At 72.0% G+C, this 17,873-nt stretch carries 15 protein-coding genes; 11 read left to right on the forward strand and 4 right to left on the reverse strand.

The window, feature by feature from the left end; genetic code table 11:
* Positions 1-168: 168 nt before the first annotated feature.
* The 10 genes from OHB56_RS27550 (at position 169) to OHB56_RS27595 (ending at position 10,954) form a co-directional block, all read left to right on the forward strand.
* A complete protein-coding gene (locus tag OHB56_RS27550; RefSeq protein WP_406356236.1) occupies positions 169-1,425 on the forward strand; it encodes a DUF4190 domain-containing protein in 1,257 nt (418 codons plus the stop codon).
* A gap of 147 nt (positions 1,426-1,572) precedes the next feature.
* The gene (locus tag OHB56_RS27555; RefSeq protein WP_326754557.1) at positions 1,573-2,325 is read left to right on the forward strand and encodes a GntR family transcriptional regulator; all 753 of its coding nucleotides are present in this window, start codon (positions 1,573-1,575) and stop codon (positions 2,323-2,325) included.
* A gap of 365 nt (positions 2,326-2,690) precedes the next feature.
* The gene (locus OHB56_RS27560; RefSeq protein WP_326754558.1) at positions 2,691-2,879 is read left to right on the forward strand and encodes an SPOR domain-containing protein; all 189 of its coding nucleotides are present in this window, start codon (positions 2,691-2,693) and stop codon (positions 2,877-2,879) included.
* Positions 2,880-3,159: 280 nt separating this feature from the next.
* Positions 3,160-3,561, forward strand: coding sequence for an NUDIX domain-containing protein (locus OHB56_RS27565; RefSeq protein ID WP_326754559.1), 402 nt, complete (start codon positions 3,160-3,162; stop codon positions 3,559-3,561).
* A gap of 267 nt (positions 3,562-3,828) precedes the next feature.
* Positions 3,829-4,263 carry a hypothetical protein gene (locus OHB56_RS27570; RefSeq protein WP_406356239.1) on the forward strand — a complete coding sequence of 145 codons (435 nt, stop codon included), beginning with the start codon at positions 3,829-3,831 and terminating at the stop codon, positions 4,261-4,263.
* A gap of 139 nt (positions 4,264-4,402) precedes the next feature.
* Entirely contained in the window at positions 4,403-4,855 is a 453-nt protein-coding gene (locus OHB56_RS27575; RefSeq protein WP_406356241.1) for an ATP-binding protein, read from the forward strand.
* Positions 4,856-5,145: 290 nt separating this feature from the next.
* Positions 5,146-7,917, forward strand: a complete 2,772-nt coding sequence (locus tag OHB56_RS27580) for a SpoIIE family protein phosphatase (RefSeq protein WP_406356243.1) — start codon at positions 5,146-5,148, stop codon at positions 7,915-7,917.
* A 68-nt stretch (positions 7,918-7,985) separates the two neighbouring features.
* Positions 7,986-8,579: a GNAT family N-acetyltransferase gene (locus OHB56_RS27585; protein WP_406356245.1), complete on the forward strand. Its 594-nt coding sequence runs from the start codon at positions 7,986-7,988 to the stop codon at positions 8,577-8,579.
* Positions 8,580-8,664: 85 nt separating this feature from the next.
* Positions 8,665-9,882, forward strand: coding sequence for a hypothetical protein (locus OHB56_RS27590; RefSeq protein WP_406356247.1), 1,218 nt, complete (start codon positions 8,665-8,667; stop codon positions 9,880-9,882).
* Positions 9,883-9,997: 115 nt separating this feature from the next.
* Positions 9,998-10,954, forward strand: a complete 957-nt coding sequence (locus OHB56_RS27595) for a class I SAM-dependent methyltransferase (RefSeq protein ID WP_406356249.1) — start codon at positions 9,998-10,000, stop codon at positions 10,952-10,954.
* Between the two features lie 141 nt (positions 10,955-11,095).
* Here OHB56_RS27595 and OHB56_RS27600 read toward each other — a convergent pair whose 3' ends face one another.
* The 4 genes from OHB56_RS27600 to OHB56_RS27615 all read right to left on the reverse strand — a co-directional run bounded on the left by OHB56_RS27600 (position 11,096) and on the right by OHB56_RS27615 (position 15,108).
* Positions 11,096-11,872: a succinate dehydrogenase/fumarate reductase iron-sulfur subunit gene (locus tag OHB56_RS27600; RefSeq protein ID WP_388444367.1), complete on the reverse strand. Its 777-nt coding sequence runs from the start codon at positions 11,870-11,872 to the stop codon at positions 11,096-11,098.
* Entirely contained in the window at positions 11,869-13,812 is a 1,944-nt protein-coding gene (locus OHB56_RS27605) for a fumarate reductase/succinate dehydrogenase flavoprotein subunit (RefSeq protein WP_406356251.1), read from the reverse strand. The genes OHB56_RS27600 and OHB56_RS27605 overlap by 4 nt, the downstream gene beginning before the upstream one ends.
* A gap of 99 nt (positions 13,813-13,911) precedes the next feature.
* Positions 13,912-14,748 (reverse strand): hypothetical protein, encoded by an 837-nt coding sequence (locus OHB56_RS27610; protein ID WP_055598074.1) that lies wholly within the window; start codon positions 14,746-14,748, stop codon positions 13,912-13,914.
* Between the two features lie 66 nt (positions 14,749-14,814).
* Positions 14,815-15,108, reverse strand: a complete 294-nt coding sequence (locus OHB56_RS27615; protein WP_055594642.1) for a hypothetical protein — start codon at positions 15,106-15,108, stop codon at positions 14,815-14,817.
* A 301-nt stretch (positions 15,109-15,409) separates the two neighbouring features.
* Here OHB56_RS27615 and OHB56_RS27620 point away from each other — a divergent pair, with 301 nt between their 5' ends.
* The gene (locus tag OHB56_RS27620) at positions 15,410-17,848 is read left to right on the forward strand and encodes an ABC transporter family substrate-binding protein (protein WP_406356253.1); all 2,439 of its coding nucleotides are present in this window, start codon (positions 15,410-15,412) and stop codon (positions 17,846-17,848) included.
* Positions 17,849-17,873 lie beyond the last annotated feature (25 nt).

Consider the following 17,873-nt stretch of genomic DNA (forward strand, 5'->3'; position numbering starts at 1 on the left):
GGGGACGAGGCATGTGCGCGGGAGGTGTGCCGGCCCCGGTCCGGCCCGAACAGGGGTACCCCCCACTGCCCCGCCCGGCCGCGCTTACGATGCGCGGAGCCGCATGTCGGCCCGCACCAGCGCAGGCACCTCCCGCAGCAGCACGGCAGAACCAGGAGCACGGTACCCGTGTCCATACCCCCGCCCGCCGGGCCCCGGCAGCCCGAGGGCTCCCCGGGGCAGCACCCCCAGGGCCAGTACCCCACTCCCCAGCCCCAAGGGGCTTGTCCGCCAACGGAGTTCCCCCAGGGCCCGCACAACCCTCAGGGTCCGGGCCCCTACGGCCCTCATGGCGCCCACGGCCCCTACGTCCCGTACGGGTTCCGGCCCCCGCCCCCCACCAACGGTCTCGCCATCGCCTCGCTGGTCTTCGGCATCCTGTGGATCGTGCCGGTCCTCGGACTCGTGCTGGGGCTCGTCGCGCTGCGGCAGATCCGACGGCGGGGGGAGCAGGGCCGGGGCATGGCGATCGGCGGGGCCGTGACGTCCGCCGCCGGGATGGTGGCGTGGGCGGGGATGGTCCTCTCCGGCGCCGCGGCAGATTTCTGGGGCGACTTCCCGTGGGTGCGCGGCAACGAGGTCCTCACCCTCGAGAAGGGCGAGTGCTTCGACTCGCCCGGCGGGCTGGTGGGCTGGGCGTCCGAGGCCGACCGGGTGCCGTGCGCGGGGGAGCACGACGGGGAGGTCTTCGGCGTCGTCCTCCTGCCCGACGGCGCCTACCCGGGCGCCGCCGACCTCGGCCGGACCGCCGACGACCGGTGCTACGCCCTCCAGGACGCCTACGCCATGGACGGCTGGGCCCTGCCGGCCGACGTGGACGTGTACCACCTCACCCCGTCCAGGGACAGCTGGCGCTACGGCGACCGCGTGATCACCTGCGTGTTCGGCAACCGGGACGAGAACGCCACCCTCACCGGTTCGCTGCGCCGGGACGAGACCACGCTCGACGCGCACCAGGTGGCCTATCTGAAGAGCACGCACGTCATCAACGCGGCGCTGGAGGAGGCCCCCGAGTCGGAGTTCGTCGAGGACGACCTGCCCGGCCACAAGGAGTGGGCCCGGGAGATCGCCGGGGCGCTCGCCGAGCAGAGCGGGATGCTGCGGGAGCACGAGTGGCCCGCCGACGCCGAGGAGCCGGTGACGGATCTCGCCGGTGACCTCGAGAAGGCCGAGGCCACGTGGGCGAAGGCCGCCGGGACCGACGACGCGGACACCTTCTACGAGCACTACAACAAAGGGTGGGAGCTCATCGACCCCCAGCGGTCGGTCACCGCACGCGAGGCGCTGGGCCTGGCCACCACCCCGCCCACGTACGACGAGGACGAGGACGGGACCGGGACCGGGGGCGGAGACGGCGGTGCCGACGAGGACCGTATCGAGGTGTGAGGCCCGCCATAGCGGGGAGAAAGAGCCTGCGTAAAGACCCCCTCCGGGATCTGTCATCACATCGAGTGATTCTCTGGCCTTCGCTTGCCTGGTACAACCTGCGGTTGCCACGCTGTCGCTGTCTGTACAACCTGATGGGAGCGGCCAGTGACATTCGGTGAGCAGCCGGCGTATCTGCGCGTCGCGGGTGATCTCCGTAAGAAGATCGTCGACGGTCGGCTGCCCCCGCACACCCGCCTCCCGTCCCAGGCGCGGATCCGCGAGGAGTACGGCGTCTCCGACACGGTCGCGCTGGAGGCGCGCAAGGTGCTCATGGCGGAGGGCCTCGTGGAGGGCCGCTCCGGTTCGGGGACGTACGTCCGCGAGCGGCCCGTGCCCCGGCGCGTGGCCCGTTCCGGGTTCCGTCCGGAGCGGGGCGCCACCCCGTTCCGGCAGGAGCAGGCGGACGGGGACGTGCGCGGCACCTGGGAGTCGAGCAGCGAGCAGACCGACGCCCGCGGGGCCGTCGCCGAGCGGCTCGAGGTCGAGCCGGGGGACAGGGTGATGCGCACCCGGTACCTCTTCCGGGAGGCGGGCGAGCCGATGATGCTCTCCACCTCCTGGGAGCCGCTCTCCCTGACCGGCCGGACGCCCGTGATGCTGCCCGAGGAGGGCCCCCTCGGCGGCATGGGCGTGGTCGAGCGCATGCGCGCCATCGACGTGATCGTGGACAACGTGACCGAGGAGGTCGGCGCTCGCCCCGGCCTTGCCGAGGAACTGGTGCTGCTCGGCGGTGTCCCCGGTCATGTCGTCCTGGTCATCCAGCGCACGTACTACGCCTCGGGCCGCCCGGTCGAGACGGCCGACGTGGTGATCCCCGCCGACCGGTACCGGGTCGCGTACCACCTCCCGGTGAAGTAGCCGAACCGGCGGCCGTCACGGACCGCGACCCCGAGCCGTCGCCGACCCCGAAACGCTCCCTGTGCGCCCCGTCCGGACGTTCGCTCGCCGGACGGGCAGCGGCATGCCCGTTCGGGCGCCGTACGAATCTGGCCGTTCTCGCAGGTGGCCCCCGAGTGACGGGCGTGGGGGCGGCGTGCCCCTGACCGGATACGTCGAACTCGCGTACGGCGCATTCGCCGTGATGCGCCCCCTGCGTATTGGCTGGTTGCGTACCTCTTTGTGCAAAGCCATATTCGCTGCGTGAAGGTAAGGCGTAGGCTCGGGCATATGCGGACTGGGGATTCCTTACCGGGTGGGTCGCGGACGGGAAGCGGAGGGGCGCGATGAACGACAGCACGGCCACGCTTCCCTGGCTCGTGGTGCGACAGGACGACAACGGCAATCGCTATCGCGTGGGCCGGTACGCGACCCGCGCCGAGGCGCAGAAGATCGCGGACAGTCTCGACGGCCGCGGGCACAAACAGCTGTACTGGGTCGAGCGCATCGGGCGGAACGCGACCCCCGCCGACTGATCTCCCACGGATCCGCCCGGGCAGGGGGAGCGGACTGTGTTCCTCGGCGAGTCGGCTGCCGGGTGAGGAGTTGCCGGGTCCGTGACGGGGATGCCCGGGCGGCTCCGGTCGTGGTCCGCGCCGTCGGACGTGCCGTACGCCGGCGCCGGTCGACGCATGACGCCGCCCGTGGCGACACCCGGGGGCGATCGGCGGGCCGGAGGGCAGAGCGCCCCCGCCGGCCGGTCCGCGCCCCGCTAAGGTCCTGCCCGACCGGGTTTCCCATGGTGAAGGCGGAGTGATGTCGGTCCTGATCGACACGGTGGCGTGGGTGCGTGTGGAGGGCGGCAGGATTCTCTGCGCGCGGCCACGGGGAAAGGACGTCTTCTACATCCCCGGCGGCAAGCGCGAGGGTGCGGAGAGCGATCTGGAGACCCTGCTGCGGGAGATCGAGGAAGAGCTGACGGTGCTGCTCGACCCGCGGACCGCTGCCCACGTGGGGACGTACGAGGCCGGCGTGCCCGGCCTCCCGGACGGTGCCGTCGTGCGGATGGCCTGCTACACCGCCGAGTACCGGGGGGAACTGACGCCGAGCAGCGAGATCGAGGAGATGGCCTGGTTCTCGTACGCCGACCGGGACCGGGTGCCTCCGGTCGACCAGTCGCTCTTCGACGATCTGGCCGCTGCCGGCGAACTCGCTTAGCCCGCCCGCTGCGTGGGGCCGCCCGCCTTGCGCGGCCTTTGGGCGCACGCCCGACTTCGCGAGGACGGCCGCCCTCGGCCTGCCGTTTTGGATCGCGGGCGGCCGGTGCGGACCGGAGCAGGTCCGCCGGGCCAGGGCGGTGGGCCAGGGCGGTGGGCGCGGCGGGCGTTCAGGTCGGCAGCCTCTTCGCGGCTCTGCGAGGAGCCGGGCCTGGAGGAGGGGCTGCGGCGGGAACTGATCGAGTGTGAACTCGCGGGCGGGCTGACGGTGCGTAATGATCCGGCGGCCTCCCCGACTTCCTCCCCGTTCAAGGTCGCCGACCTGCCGGGCACCCTCGCCGACGCGAAAACGAGTGCCGCCCGTACCCGCGTCCGCGACTTGGGCTGTCTGCGGACCCCGTACCGGACCGACCGCGGCACCGTCGGCCACCGCTGCCTGGCGGAACCCGTGGCCGCCCATGTCCGCAAGGGCGGAACCCCCGAGGAGACGGAGGGTCGGCAGTGTCTGTGCGACGGGCTGCTCGCCGCCGTCGGGCTGGGCCGGGGCCGCCCGAGGGGCGTGGTGGAACCACCCGTCGTCACCCTCGGCCAGGACCTGGGCTCCCTGCGGCACATCGCCCCGGACGGCGGTGAGTACAGCGTCGAGGCGGGGGTGCGCCGGCTGTCCGCCGGACTGGTGGAAGAAGCCTCCGCGTCTGTGTGAGCGCCGGAGTGCGGAGCGGTCGGGGGTGGCGGCGCGCGGTGGCGGAGCGGGGGAGAACCGTCCCGCTCCGCGGGTGCCACGATGCGCCGCAGCGGACGGTAATCAGCCCTGAAAGCCGGGTATAGGACTGTTAGTCCCCATGAAGTACGACGTGGGAGGATCTGCCGACCGGGAAGTGACGGAAGTGATCCACGTGATCGACATCGAGGACGGCCACGTCACGTGGACCTTCCCCGCGGACCCGGGTGCCGTGGGCGCCGCACGCTCCACGGTCCGGGCCCAGCTGCACGGCTGGGGTCTCGACGGTGTCAGCGACCTCGTGACCCTGCTGGTCAGCGAACTGGTCACCAACGCCCTGCGGCACGCCACCGGCCCCATAGACGTCCGCCTGGTGCGCCCCTCCGGCCTCGACGGGATCCTGCGGGTGGAGGTCTCCGACCCGCTGCCGGAATTTCCGCACGAGCGGGTCGCCCGGCCCGGGGACGAGGGCGGACGCGGACTGCAGCTCGTCGCCCGCACCACCCGCCGCTGGGGCACCCGGCCCGGCGATGTCGGCAAGACCGTGTGGTTCGAACTCGCGGTGCCGAAGTGAGCGTTCGCCCCCGGCTGAAACGAGGCGCTGTGCCGCTCCTCGCCGGTGTACGTACGGGCCGTCCCTGTCGAACGGCCGGTTCAGGCCCCTGATGGTTGCCGATGAAGGGGGTTCGATGGCGTGTCCGCTGGTTAGAAGACTGGGAGTGTTCTCACAGCCCGGACCGAAAAGCATCGGGACCGTGCTGTGATCGTGAACACCGTGTTGTGCGGCGCCGTAGTGCTGGATACTGCGGGCAGCCGCCCCCGGTGACCGGTGCCGGACGCGGTGAGCTGGAGGGGACGGTTCGCGTGAGCGAGATACCAGCGAAGGCCACGGAGTCCAAGGACCCGTCGGACGGCGCGAGGGCCGAGGCCGCGGACGGCCTCTCTTCCGGCGATGCCTCGTCCGCCCACTTGTCAGCCACTGACATATCGGCCGCCGGCGGCACCGGCGCCTCGTCCTTTGCCACTCCCTCCGACGACCGTCCGTCCGCCGGTGACCTCCCGCCGCCGGGAGGGACGTGGCAGGTCAGTCCTCCCGGATCCATGTACGACTACATCAGGGTCGCGTCCTTCTCCATCGGCCCCGACGGACTGGTCGACCAGTGGAGCCTGCGCGCCGAGCAGATCTTCGGCGTCCCGGCGGAGCGGGCCGTCGGGATGGATCCCATCGCGGCCTTCATCGACCCGGACCGGCGCGAGCAGGGCCAGCGCAAGATGGCCGAGATCCTCGACGGCCGGGAGTGGACCGGGGTCGTCCCCTTCCGGCTTCCCGAAGCGGAGGAGGGCGGCGAGCCCGGCGGAGAGGCCCTCGCCGAGGTCTACGTCATGCCCACGCACACCGAGGAGGGCGAGAGGGCGGCCGTCTGCATCGTCGTCGACGTGCGCACCCTGCGCAGCATCGAGACGGATCTCGCCGCTTCGCAGGCCATTTTCGGACAGTCTCCTTTCGGATTCCTGCTGATCGACCCCGACCTTCGGGTTCGCCGCGCCAACCAGCGGTTCGCGTCCATCTTCGGCGGTACGCCCGAAGACCACCGGGGCAGGGACGTCCACGACTATCTGCCGCGCGGTGAGGCCGAGCGGGTCGACGCGACCATGCGCAGGGTGCTGGACACCGGCGAATCCATCACGGACATGCACGTCACGGGCTTCGTGCCGGGCACCGAAGGACGCCGTCACTGGTCCATCAACCTGTACCGCGTGCACAGCGGCAGCGGCCGTCCCATCGGCATCGCGTGGCTGGCGACGGACATCACGGCCCGCCGCGCCGCCGCCCGCGAGGCCGCCGCCGCGCGACGCAACCTCGCCCTGCTCAACGAGGCCGGTGCCCGGATCGGCAACTCCCTCGACCTGGAGACCACGGCCCGCGAACTCCTCGACGTCGCCGTCCCCGGCTTCTGCGACCTGGCCACCGTCGACCTCTACCAGGGGCTCCTGGCCGGAGACGAGACCCCGCCGGGGCTGGCCGACGGCAGTGCGGACGTGCGCCGCGTCGCCTTCGCCAGCGCCGTCTCCGAAGCGCCGTTCAGCGTCACCGGCGAGCCCGTCAAACTGGGCGCCGTCCACAACTACGCGTTCAACTCGCCGTGCGCGGACGCCCTGCGCACCGGCCGCCCGCGACTGGTGCCGGGCGAGGAGGGCGGGCTGGTGCGGACCACGCTCGCCGTGCCGATGGTCGCCCACGACACGGTGGTCGGCCTCGCCCAGTTCGCCCGTACCAAGGGCAGCGAGCCGTTCGGGGACCGCGACCGCGACCTCGCCGTGGAACTGGCCGCGCGCGCTGCCGTCTGCATCGACAACGCCCGCCTCTACCGGCGCGAGCACGAACGCGCCCTGATACTGCAGCGGTCCCTGCTCCCGCCCGGCGACCCGGAGGCGTCCGGCCTCGACATCGCCTGCCGCTACCTGCCCGGCAGCGCGGCGACCGGCCGGGCCGGCGAGGTCGGCGGCGACTGGTTCGACGTGATCGAACTGCCCGGCCACCGCACCGCGTTGGTCGTCGGGGACGTGATGGGACGGGGCCTGCGCGCCGCGGTGGCGATGGGTGAACTGCGCACCGCCGTCCGCACCCTGGCCCAGCTGGACCTCGAACCCGCCGAGGTCCTCTCCCAGTTGGACGAGATCGCCCGGGGCCTCGGCGCCCCCGGCGGGGTCCAGCAGGCGACCCGGGCCGCCCGCCGCCCCCGGGAGGCCGACCTCTCCGAGATCTACCTGGCGACGTGCATCTACGCCGTGTACGACTCGGTGACCAGGCGGTGCACCTTCGCCAACGCGGGCCACCTGCCGCCCGTCCTGGTCGAACCCGGCGAGTCCGCACTGATGCTGGACGTGCCGCCGGGCCTGCCGCTCGGCGTCGGCGGGGAACCCTTCGAGGAGGTCGAGGTCGAACTGCCCGAGGGCGCCCTGCTCGCGCTCTACACGGACGGGCTGGTCGAGAGCCGCGACCATCCCCTCGACGAGGGCCTCCAGGCCTTCGTGGGCGCCCTCACCGGCCCCGTCCGGCCGTCGGGCGACGCCGCCTACGACGGCTCGACGCCGCCGCGCGCCGACACCCGGAACCTGGAGGACGTCTGCGACCACGTCCTCAACACCCTCCATACCCACCACGGCGAGGACGACATCGCGCTGCTCATGGCCAGGGTCCAGGGACTGCCCGCCGACTCCGTCGGCGACTGGGCGCTGCCGCGCGAACCCCGCAGCGTGGGCCGCGCCCGGGAGTACGCCCGCACCCAACTGCTCGCCTGGGACCTGGAACCCCTCGTCGACACCACGGAACTCCTGGTCAGCGAGCTGGTCACCAACGCCCTGCGGTACGGCGAGGGCGAGATCAGACTCCGTCTCCTCCTCGACCGCACCCTGGTCTGCGAGGTCTGGGACGCGGGCCTGGTCCAGCCGCGCCGCCGCCGCGCCCGCGACACCGACGAGGGCGGCCGCGGCCTTCAGCTCGTCGGCCTGCTCAGCGCGGCCTGGGGCTCCCGCCGCACCCCCCGCGGCAAGACCGTCTGGTTCGAACTCCCCCTCCCCGGTGCCGACACCGCGCTCACCGACCCCGCAGAGGCCCTCCTGAGCCTCTTCTGACCTCGCCCGCCTGTCCCGCCGGCCCCGGGGCCCCGGAGCCGGGCGGCCCGTCCTCCTATCCTCGCCGTATGCACGCGACTCCGACCCGCCTGACGGCGGGCACCCTCACCCTGCGGCCCTGGAATCCGAAGGACTCGGCGGGGCTGGTCGAGCTGTACCGGGACGAGGCGCTGCGCCGCTGGACGAGCGACGCCGTGCACGACGAGGCCGGCGCGGCGCGCTGGGTGACGGCGCAGCAGCGGGGCTGGGAGGCGGGGGACCGCCTCGCGTTCGCCGTGGAGGAGGTGCCGGAGGAGACACTCGAAGAGACCCCGGCGGAGACGCGAGCACCCGGCACCGCGACGCGGCTCGTCGGCAACGTAGTCCTCAAGTACGCGGCCAGGGGCTCGGGTTCCGCCGAGGTGGGCTACTGGACCGCCGCCCACGCGCGGGGCCGGGGAGTGGCCCCGCGCGCTCTGAGAGCGCTGACCGACTGGGCGTTCACGGCCTTCGCCCACGAGGGCCTGACCCGCCTGGAGCTGCTGCACCAGGTCGACAACGTGGCCTCCTGCCGGGTCGCCGAGAAGGCCGGTTTCCCCCTGACCGGCACCCTTCCCGCCGCACCTCCCGCCTTCCCCCTGGACGGGCACGCGCACGTACGGCACGCGCCCACGGCCGCCTGACCGCAACCGCGGCGCTCCCGTTGCCGTCCTCCTCCCCAAGATCAGCCGCGGGCCCGGACGGGGCCGGCGGCGGAGGGGACGCGCGATGTCACGCACGGAGCGTACGGAGCCCACGGAACCCGAGTCCGCGAAGTCCACGGCGCCCATCGAACCCACTGAGCCCACTGAGCCCACGGCGCCCACCGGGCCGGACGAGTCCGGACCCGACGACGTGGAGAACACCCGTCCCGAGCCCGAGCCCGAGCCCGAGCAGGGGCAGGGGCAGGGGGAGGGCGAAGGGAAACCGCCCCGGCGCTGGAGACGCCCGCTCACGCGGGTCACGCTCGCGGTCGTGCTCGTGGTGCTGGTGCCGCTGCTGACCGCCGGGACGGTACTGCGGGTCAACTTCACCGGCGACCCGGCCGACGGGACGTACACCCGTGGCCGTGACGCCCTCTGGCTCGGGCACGCCTGGGTCGACGGGCGGAAGAAGGACGCCGACGTCACCGCCCTCGCCCGGCAGCTCGACGGCACCGGGATACGCGACCTGTACGTCCACTCGGGTCCGCTCGAGCACGACGGGAGCCTGCCGAAGTCCGCCTACCCGCGTGCCCGTTGGCTGATCGATTCGGTGCACCGGGAGATCCCCGGCGTCCGGGTCCAGGCCTGGCTCGGCGACATCCTGGCCCCCGAGCACCCCGAGGCACTGCACCTGGAGCGCGCCGAGTCCCGCGCCGCGATCCTCCGGTCCACCCGGGAGATCCTGGACACCGGCTACGACGGCGTCCACTTCGACCTGGAGCCCCTGCACTCCGGCGACGGCGATTACCTCACGCTGCTCGACGCCCTGCACGAGGAGACGGGCTCCCGCGACGTCCCCCTGTCCGTCGCCGCCCACCAGATCGACCCGCTCCCGGGCTTCCACTCCTTCTGGGGCGCGGTCACCGGCCATCCCAAGTGGTGGTCGCAGGAGTTCTTCGGGCAGGTCGCGCGCCGCGTCGACCAGATCGCCGTCATGTCGTACGACACCATGCAGCCGCTGGAGGGCACCTACGGCGGGTACGTCGCCCAGCAGACCGCGCTCGCGCTGGAGGCCACCCCGCCCGGCACCGACCTGCTCATGGGCCTGCCCTTCTTCAAGGAGAACCGGTTCGGCCACTGGGCCCACGCCGAGACCGTCCCGGCCGCCGTCCGCGGCGTACGGCTCGGACTGTCCCGCGCCGACGCCGACCGGCCGGACTTCGGGGTCGCCCTCTACGTGGACTTCGCGGCGACGGAGGAGGACTGGGCCGCGTACCGGAAAGACTGGGTGAACACTCCATGACGGCAGCCCGTCGGCATCGAGAGTTTTCGCAGCAGGGAGGCGGCGTTCGTTGTGGGTGTCCGGTCCGCCCTCTACGGTCGGTGCCACCTCCCACCTCTGTGAGGATCACCGACCCATGCGAGCGCTACTCACCAGCAAGGTCGCCCGGCGCGGCCTGCGTCCGATCGCCGAACTGATCGACCAGCGCATCCAGCGCCAGATCAGACGCGCCCTCGCGGACACCGCGGGCGAACCGCTGCGACAGGAGCTCAGGACGCTGCGCAACCGCCAGCGTCCCCTGGAGCTCTTCTTCGACGGGACGGGGCGCGGCGCGTCCCGGCTTCCCTCCGCCGCCCACCTGGAGCGGACCGTCACGGAGCTGACCGGGGTCACCGGGGACCGCGACGGCGCGGAACGCAACGTCGCCCAGGCCTTCCGGCTGCTCATCGCCCTGGAGGCGCTCGGTGTCGGCCGGATCGCCGGCGGCACCATGAACATCTGCGGCAAGCTCTCCGCCGTCCCCCTGCTCGATCCGCCGAACGACGAGATCCTCGAGATCGGCACGCTGTACGGCATGTTCGGCGCGGGCCTGATCCGGATGATGGAGCGCGCCGGACGCGATCCGAGGCTGACCATCGTCGACCCGCTCGCGGGAACGCAGCTCCAGCCCGGCACCTCCATGACCGGCGACGTCACCGGGACCCCGGTGCGCGGAGCGGCGGTGCGCGCCAATCTCGCCCTGGCCGGTGCCGCCGGTACGGCGACCCGGATCCAGCAGGGCTTCTCCGAGGACCCCGAGGTACGGGCCCTGGTCTCCGACCGTTCCTACGGTGTGATCGTCGTGGACGGCGACCACTCGGCCGCCGGTGTCGCCGCGGACCTGGAGTGGGCCGAGCGGATCGTGGCACCCGGCGGCATCGTCGTCCTGGACGATTTCGGGCACCCGAAGTGGCCGGGGATCAAGGAGGCCTTCGAGAAGCACATGGCCACCGACACCAGGCTGACCTTCCTCGGTCAGGTGGCGCACTCCGGCTATCTGCGGGCGGCGGAAACCCCGGTGGAAACCCCGGTGGGCACCTCCGGAACCGACTGACCGGCCAGGGCCCGCTCACCGAGCCCTCCGCGCCCCTCAACCCCCGAGTCGCCGGCTCCCTGAGCCCTCGAGCCCCCGAGCCCTTGAGTCCCCCGGGCCCCCGACGCCCGGGGGCGCCGGGGACGTCGAGGGCCCGGGGCGTCAGGACGGTGCCGACCGGCGCCGGATCTTGGTCCCGAGCCAGACGAGCGGGTCGTACTTGCGGTCCACCGCCCGTTCCTTCAGCGGGATCAGCGCGTTGTCCGTGATCCTGATGCCCTCGGGGCACACCTCCGTGCAGCACTTGGTGATGTTGCAGTAGCCGAGCCCGTGCTCGTCCTGCGCCGTGCGCTTGCGGTCCAGGCCGGACTCGTCGGCCGCGTCCAGCGGATGCATGTCCAGCTCCGCCACCCGCATCAGGAACCGCGGGCCGGCGAAGGCCTGCTTGTTCTCCTCGTGGTCGCGGACCACGTGGCAGGTGTCCTGGCACAGGAAGCACTCGATGCACTTGCGGAACTCCTGCGACCGCTCCACGTCCTCCTGCGTCATCCGGTACTCGCCGGGCCCGACGCCCTCCGGCGGCACGAAGGCCGGCACCTCGCGGGCCTTCGTGTAGTTGAAGCCGACGTCCGTCACCAGGTCGCGGACCACCGGGAAGGCCCGCAGCGGGGTCACGGTGATCGTCTCGTCCCGGTCGAACACCGACATCCGGGTCATGCACAGCAGTCGCGGACGGCCGTTGATCTCGGCCGAGCACGAACCGCACTTGCCCGCCTTGCAGTTCCAGCGGACGGCGAGGTCGGGGGCCTGGGTGGCCTGGAGCCGGTGGACGATGTCGAGGACCACCTCGCCGTCGTGCACCTCGACCCGGAAGTCCTCCAGGCCGCCGCCCCGCACGTCCCCGCGCCACACCTTGAAGCGGGCCTCATAGCTGCTCACTCGTACAGCTCCTCTTCGGTGAGGTACTTCACCAGCTCCTCCTTCTCGAAGAGGGCGAGCAGGTCGGGGCGGATGGGTTCGGTGGTCTCACGGGTCAGGACGATCTGGCCGCGTTCCGGGGCGGTGGCCGCGACGCCGCCCGTCGGATCGGCCATCGCACACAGCAGGTTGACGTTGCGCCAGGCGCGTTCCATCGCGGAGTGGTCCTCGCGGGTGTGGCCGCCGCGCGACTCGGTACGTTCCAGTGCGGCCCGCGCCACGCACTCGCTGACCAGCAGCATGTTCCGCAGGTCCAGGGCGAGGTGCCACCCCGGGTTGAACTGGCGGTGCCCCTCGACACCGGCCCGCCGGGCGCGTACCCGCAGCTCGGCCAGTTTCCGCAGGGCCTGCTCCATCTCGTGCTCCCGGCGGATGATGCCGACCAGGTCGTTCATCGTCTGCTGGAGTTCCTGGTGCAGGGTGTACGGGTTCTCCGGAGGGCTCCCGTCCCCCTCCTCGCCGGCCCCGCTCTCCGCCGAGAACGGGCGCAGCGCCTCCGCGGCGGCGGCGTCCACCTGGACGTCGTCCACCCGGGGCCGCTCCCGCACCTGCCCCGCCGCGTGCTCGGCCGCGTGCCGGCCCGCCCGGCGCCCGAACACCAGCAGGTCGGAGAGGGAATTGCCGCCCAGCCGGTTGGAGCCGTGCATGCCGCCGGCCACCTCACCGGCCGCGAACAGCCCCGGCACCCCGCGCGTCGCCGCCGTGTCCGAGTCGACGGCGACGCCGCCCATCACGTAGTGGCAGGTCGGCCCGACCTCCATCGCCTCCGCCGTGATGTCGACGTCCGCCAGCTCCTTGAACTGGTGGTACATCGACGGCAGCCGTCGCTTGACGACCTCGGCCGGCATCCGGGTGGACACGTCCAGGAAGACCCCGCCGTGCGGGGAGCCGCGGCCCGCCTTCACCTCGGCGTTGATCGCGCGGGCGACCTCGTCGCGGGGGAGCAGTTCGGGGGGACGGCGGTTGTGGTCCGGGTCGTCGTACCAGCGGTCGCCCTCCTCCTCGGACTCGGCGTACTTCTCCTTGAAGACGTCCGGCACGTAGTCGAACATGAACCGCTTGCCCTCGGAGTTGCGCAGCACCCCGCCGTCGCCGCGCACCGACTCGGTGACCAGGATGCCCTTCACCGACGGCGGCCAGACCATGCCCGTCGGATGGAACTGCACGAACTCCATGTTGAGCAGCGGCGCCCCGGCCAGCAGCGCCAGCGCGTGGCCGTCGCCCGTGTACTCCCACGAGTTCGACGTCACCTTGAACGACTTGCCGATGCCGCCCGTCGAGAGGACCACGGCGGGCGCCTGAAGGACGAAGAAGCGCCCGGACTCCCGCTCGTAGCCGAAGACGCCGGAGACGTGGCGGCCGTCCTTGAGCACGCGGGTGACCGTGCACTCCTGGAAGACCTTCAGCCGGGACTCGTAGTCCCCGGTCTCGCGGAAGTCCTCCTGCTGGAGGGCGACGATCTTCTGCTGGAGGGTGCGGATCAGCTCCAGGCCGGTGCGGTCGCCGACGTGCGCGAGGCGCGGGTACTCGTGGCCGCCGAAGTTGCGCTGGGAGATCCGGCCGTCCTTCGTCCGGTCGAACAGCGCGCCCCAGGTCTCCAGCTCCCACACCCGCTGCGGTGCCTCCTGGGCGTGCAGTTCGGCCATCCGCCACTGGTTGAGGAACTTCCCGCCGCGCAGGGTGTCGCGGAAGTGGACCTTCCAGTTGTCGCCGGTGTTGACGTTGGCCATGGCGGCGGCGATCCCGCCCTCGGCCATCACGGTGTGGGCCTTGCCGAACAGCGACTTGCAGATCACCGCCGTACGGGCGCCCCGCTCGCGTGCCTCGATGGCGGCGCGCAGCCCGGCGCCGCCCGCACCGACCACGACGACGTCCCATTCCTGCCGGTCGACCACGGTCATCTCAAAGGCCCCACTCGTCGGAAACCGTCATAACCTGCGAGAACTCGCAGCACTCGCAGCACTCACAGCACTCATGGAAAGCGCAGAACACTCGGAGGGTCAGAAGAAACGCGGATCGTCGAAGGCGCCGGACGCGACGAGATAGACGTAGAGGTCGGCGACCGCCACGCTCACCAGCGACGCCCAGGCGAGCTGCATGTGCCGGGCGTTCAGCCGCCCCACCCACTGCCACATCCGGTAGCGCACGGGATGCCGGGAGAAGTGCTTGAGCTTGCCGCCGACGATGTGCCGGCAGGAGTGGCAGGAGAGGGTGTACGCCCAGATCAGCGCGATGTTGACCAGGAAGACGAGGGTGCCGAGCCCCATGTGGCCCCACGCGTAGTGCTCGTCGCGGAAGGCGAGGACGGTGTCGTAGGTCAGCACCAGGGCGACCAGGAGTGCCGCGTAGAAGAAGTACCGGTGGACGTTCTGCAGGATCAGCGGGAAGCGGGTCTCCCCGGTGTACTTCTTGTGCGGCTCGGCTACCGCGCAGGCCGGCGGGGACGCCCAGAAGCCCCGGTAGTAGGCCTTGCGGTAGTAGTAGCAGGTCAGGCGGAAGCCGAGCGGGAAGATCAGGATGAGGATCGCCGGCGAGAGGCCCCACCAGCTTCCGAACAGCTCCCAGTTGGGCCCGCCGCGCATCGGCTCGCAGTTCTCGGCGAGGCACGGGGAGTAGAACGGCGAGACGTACGGCGCCGCGTAGTAGTCCGCGTTCGAGAGGGCCCGCCAGGTCGAGTAGACGACGAAGGCGAGCAGACCGGCCGCGGTGGCGGCCGGGGCCAGCCACCAGCGGTCGGTCCGCAGGTGCGGAGCGGCGATCGCGGCGCGGGTACCGGTTCTCACACCGGTACGTCGGGGTTGGGGGTCTGTGGCGGGAGGTTCCGTACCAGTGGCCACTTGTCCGCTCCGGTCGGGGTCGGGGGGCGCGTCGGGTCCTGCGAGGTGGGGGAGGGGAAGGAGGGATCAGGGAGCGTGGCGGTCGCGTGCGCCGAGCCCTTCGTCGTCCGTGTCCACCCACAGGGACGGGTCGTACGGTGCGTCGGAGATGGTGACGAGGTCGGTCCGCTTCGGTACACCGGGCGTGGTGACGGCCGTCTCCCGGAGCAGTGCGACGCTCTCACGTAGATGGTTGGTGTCGGACCGGACGCGGCGCATCTCCAGGCCGCCGCTGCCGAGCTGCTTCTCCAGGCGCCCCACCGACCGGATCAGGTCGTCGAGATTGCGCTGGACGGATGCCAGTTCGTCGTGCACGGACATGACTTGCCCTCACTTCTCGCGGGTCCTTCAGGGTCCTTCAGGCCCAAGGCGGCAACGTTCATGCGCCTGCGAGTGTTGCGCGTCACACCTTGCGCTGTGAAGGGATGTGCATCGATTGGCCGAGGCGCATGGGTGCACCGCGCGGTGTTGTACGCCGTACGGGTGCCCTTCCGATCCGTGGCCGCCGTGTCGCTCTTGGTTGCCGAACCCTTTCCTCTTCAGTGGCCGCATACATTCAGATGAAATCTAAATACCAACAAAAGTGATCATAACGCCCGCGGCTTCACGGAGGTAACCAGAGATGTCCCACGACGGCGTCGGCCCGCGCGCGGTCATGCGCTCGGTCGCCTTCCTCACCGCGGGCGCGCTCGCAGTACCCGCGCTGGCCGGATGCAGCTCCGACGACGATCCGGCCGGCCGGCCCCTCGCCGGCGGGGACATCGCCCGCGCCGACCGCGCGAGAGTCGCCGACGGCGGCACCCTGCGCTGGGGCGTGGACACCGTCCCGGACACCCTGAACACCTTCCAGGCGGACGCCGACGCCACCACCACCCGGATCGCCCAGGCCGTGCTGCCGTCGATGTTCCGGATGGACAGCCGAGGACGTCCGGTGCGCAACCCCGACTACCTGGAGTCCGCCGAGGTCGTCGAGACCGAGCCCAAGCAGGTCGTCCTCTACAAGCTCAACCAGCAGGCCCTCTGGAGCGACGGCCGGGAGATCGGCGCCGCCGACTTCGCCGCCCAGTGGCGCGCCCTGTCCGGCAAGGACTCCGCCTACTGGACCGCCCGCAACGCCGGCTACGACCGCATCGAGAAGATCGAGGGCGGCAAGGGCGCCCTGGAGGTCAAGGTCACCTTCAACCGGACCTACGCCGACTGGAAGTCGCTGTTCGCACCGCTGTACCCGAAGGACGTCATGGGCACCCCCGACTCCTTCAACGACGGGGCCCGCAAGAAGCTGAAGGTCACCGCCGGCCCGTTCAAGGTGAAGAAGGTCGACAGCGAGGACGACGAGGTCACCCTCACCCGCAACGCCCGTTGGTGGGGCGAACCGGCCCGGCTCTCCACGATCGTGCTGCGCGAGGTGCCCCGTGACGAACGCGTCGCCGCGCTCACCGCCGGAACCCTGGACCTGGCCGAGATCGACGCCACGGCCGCCCGCCGCATCTCCGTCGCCGCCGGCCCGCGGGGCACGAGGACGAGCGGGAGTGAGAGCGGGGGCACGAGCGGGAGTGCGAGCGGGAGTGCGAGCGGGAGTGCGAGCGCGCCGAGCCGTGCGGACGAGGGCGGTACGCCCCTGATGGGCCCCGGAGCCGCCGGTCGCGGGGCCGGCCGGTCCGCGGCGAAGGCCCTGCGCTCCTGGGCCGTCGCGAACGGTTCCGACGAGGAGGCCGCCGACAAGGAGGCCGCCGCCCGCGAGGAGCGGCGCGAGGCCGCCGCGGAGCTCGCGCGTGAGCGGCAGGCCCTCAGCGGCTTCGAGGTGCGCAAGTCGCTGGAGCCCGCCTACACCCAGCTCGCCCTCAACGGAGCCGAGGGCCCCCTCGCCGACGAACGGGTCCGCCGCGCCGTGGCCCGGGCCCTGGACCGGCGGGACCTGGCGGAAGCGGTCCTGAAGCCGCTCGGGCTGCCCGCCGAGCCCGTCGGCAGCCACCTCGCGCTCGCCGGGCAGACCGCCTACGCAGACAGCAGCGGCGCCCTCGGCGACCAGAACGCCAAGGAGGCGCGGGCCCTGCTCGCGGACGCCGGCTGGGTGCCGGGCGGCCCGGTGGAGAAGAAGAAGGGGGAGAAGGCCGCCGGCGGGAAGGGCGAGAAGGCGGCATCGTCCGACAAGGGCGCGGACGACGACGGCACGTACATCGTCGGCGAGGACGACGGTGACGCCAAGGAGCACGGTGACGCCAAGAAGCACGGTGACGCCGACAGCGACGGCGACAACGGCGACGACCACCTCGCCCAGGACGGCGCCCAGCACACGCGGCTGAAGCGGGGCAGTGTCCCCGGCGCCTACGCGCCCCGGGGCACCGCCGCCCCGGCCCGGGCCGAGAGCGCCCCGCTCGCCAAGGACGGCAAGGCGCTCACGCTCGACTTCGTGCTCCCCTCCGGGCCCGGCTCGGAGGTCCTCTCCACCGTGGCCGGCCGGATCGCGAAGATGCTGGAGCGGGTCGGCATCCGCACGGAGATCACCAAGGTCGACGACGAGAGTTATTTCACGGACCACATCGCCTCCGGGGAGTACGACCTCGCCCTCTACTCCTGGCCCGCGACCGCCTTCCCCGCCACCGACGCCCGCCCCGTCTACGCCAAGCCGGTGCCGGCCGCCGACGGCTCGCTGAACATCGAGCAGAACTACACCCGGGTCGGCACCGACCAGGTCGACCAGCTCTTCGACCAGGCCCTCGCGACGCTCGACGACGCGAAGCGCGCCGAGCTGATCCGCAAGGCGGACGCCCGCATCTGGGCGGCGGCCGGCTCGATCCCCCTCTACCAGCGCCCCCAGCTCACCGCCGCCCGCAAGGATCTGGCCAACGTCGGCGCCTTCGGATTCCGCACCCCGGTCTACGAGGACATGGGCTACCTGAAGAAGGGCGCGCGGGGCCCGGCCGGGACACCGGGGGAGAAGCCCGCCGAGCCGCCCGCCTCCGTCTCCGCCTCGGAATCGGGCTCGGACCCGGACTTCGCCCCGAGCTCGGACACCGAGTCGGATACGGGCTCGGATACGGAGTCGGATACGGATTCCTGATCAGTCCTGATCACCCCGTGTGACG

The sequence above is a fragment of the Streptomyces sp. NBC_01635 genome (assembly GCF_045209715.1).
Lineage (GTDB): Bacteria > Actinomycetota > Actinomycetes > Streptomycetales > Streptomycetaceae > Streptomyces > Streptomyces hirsutus.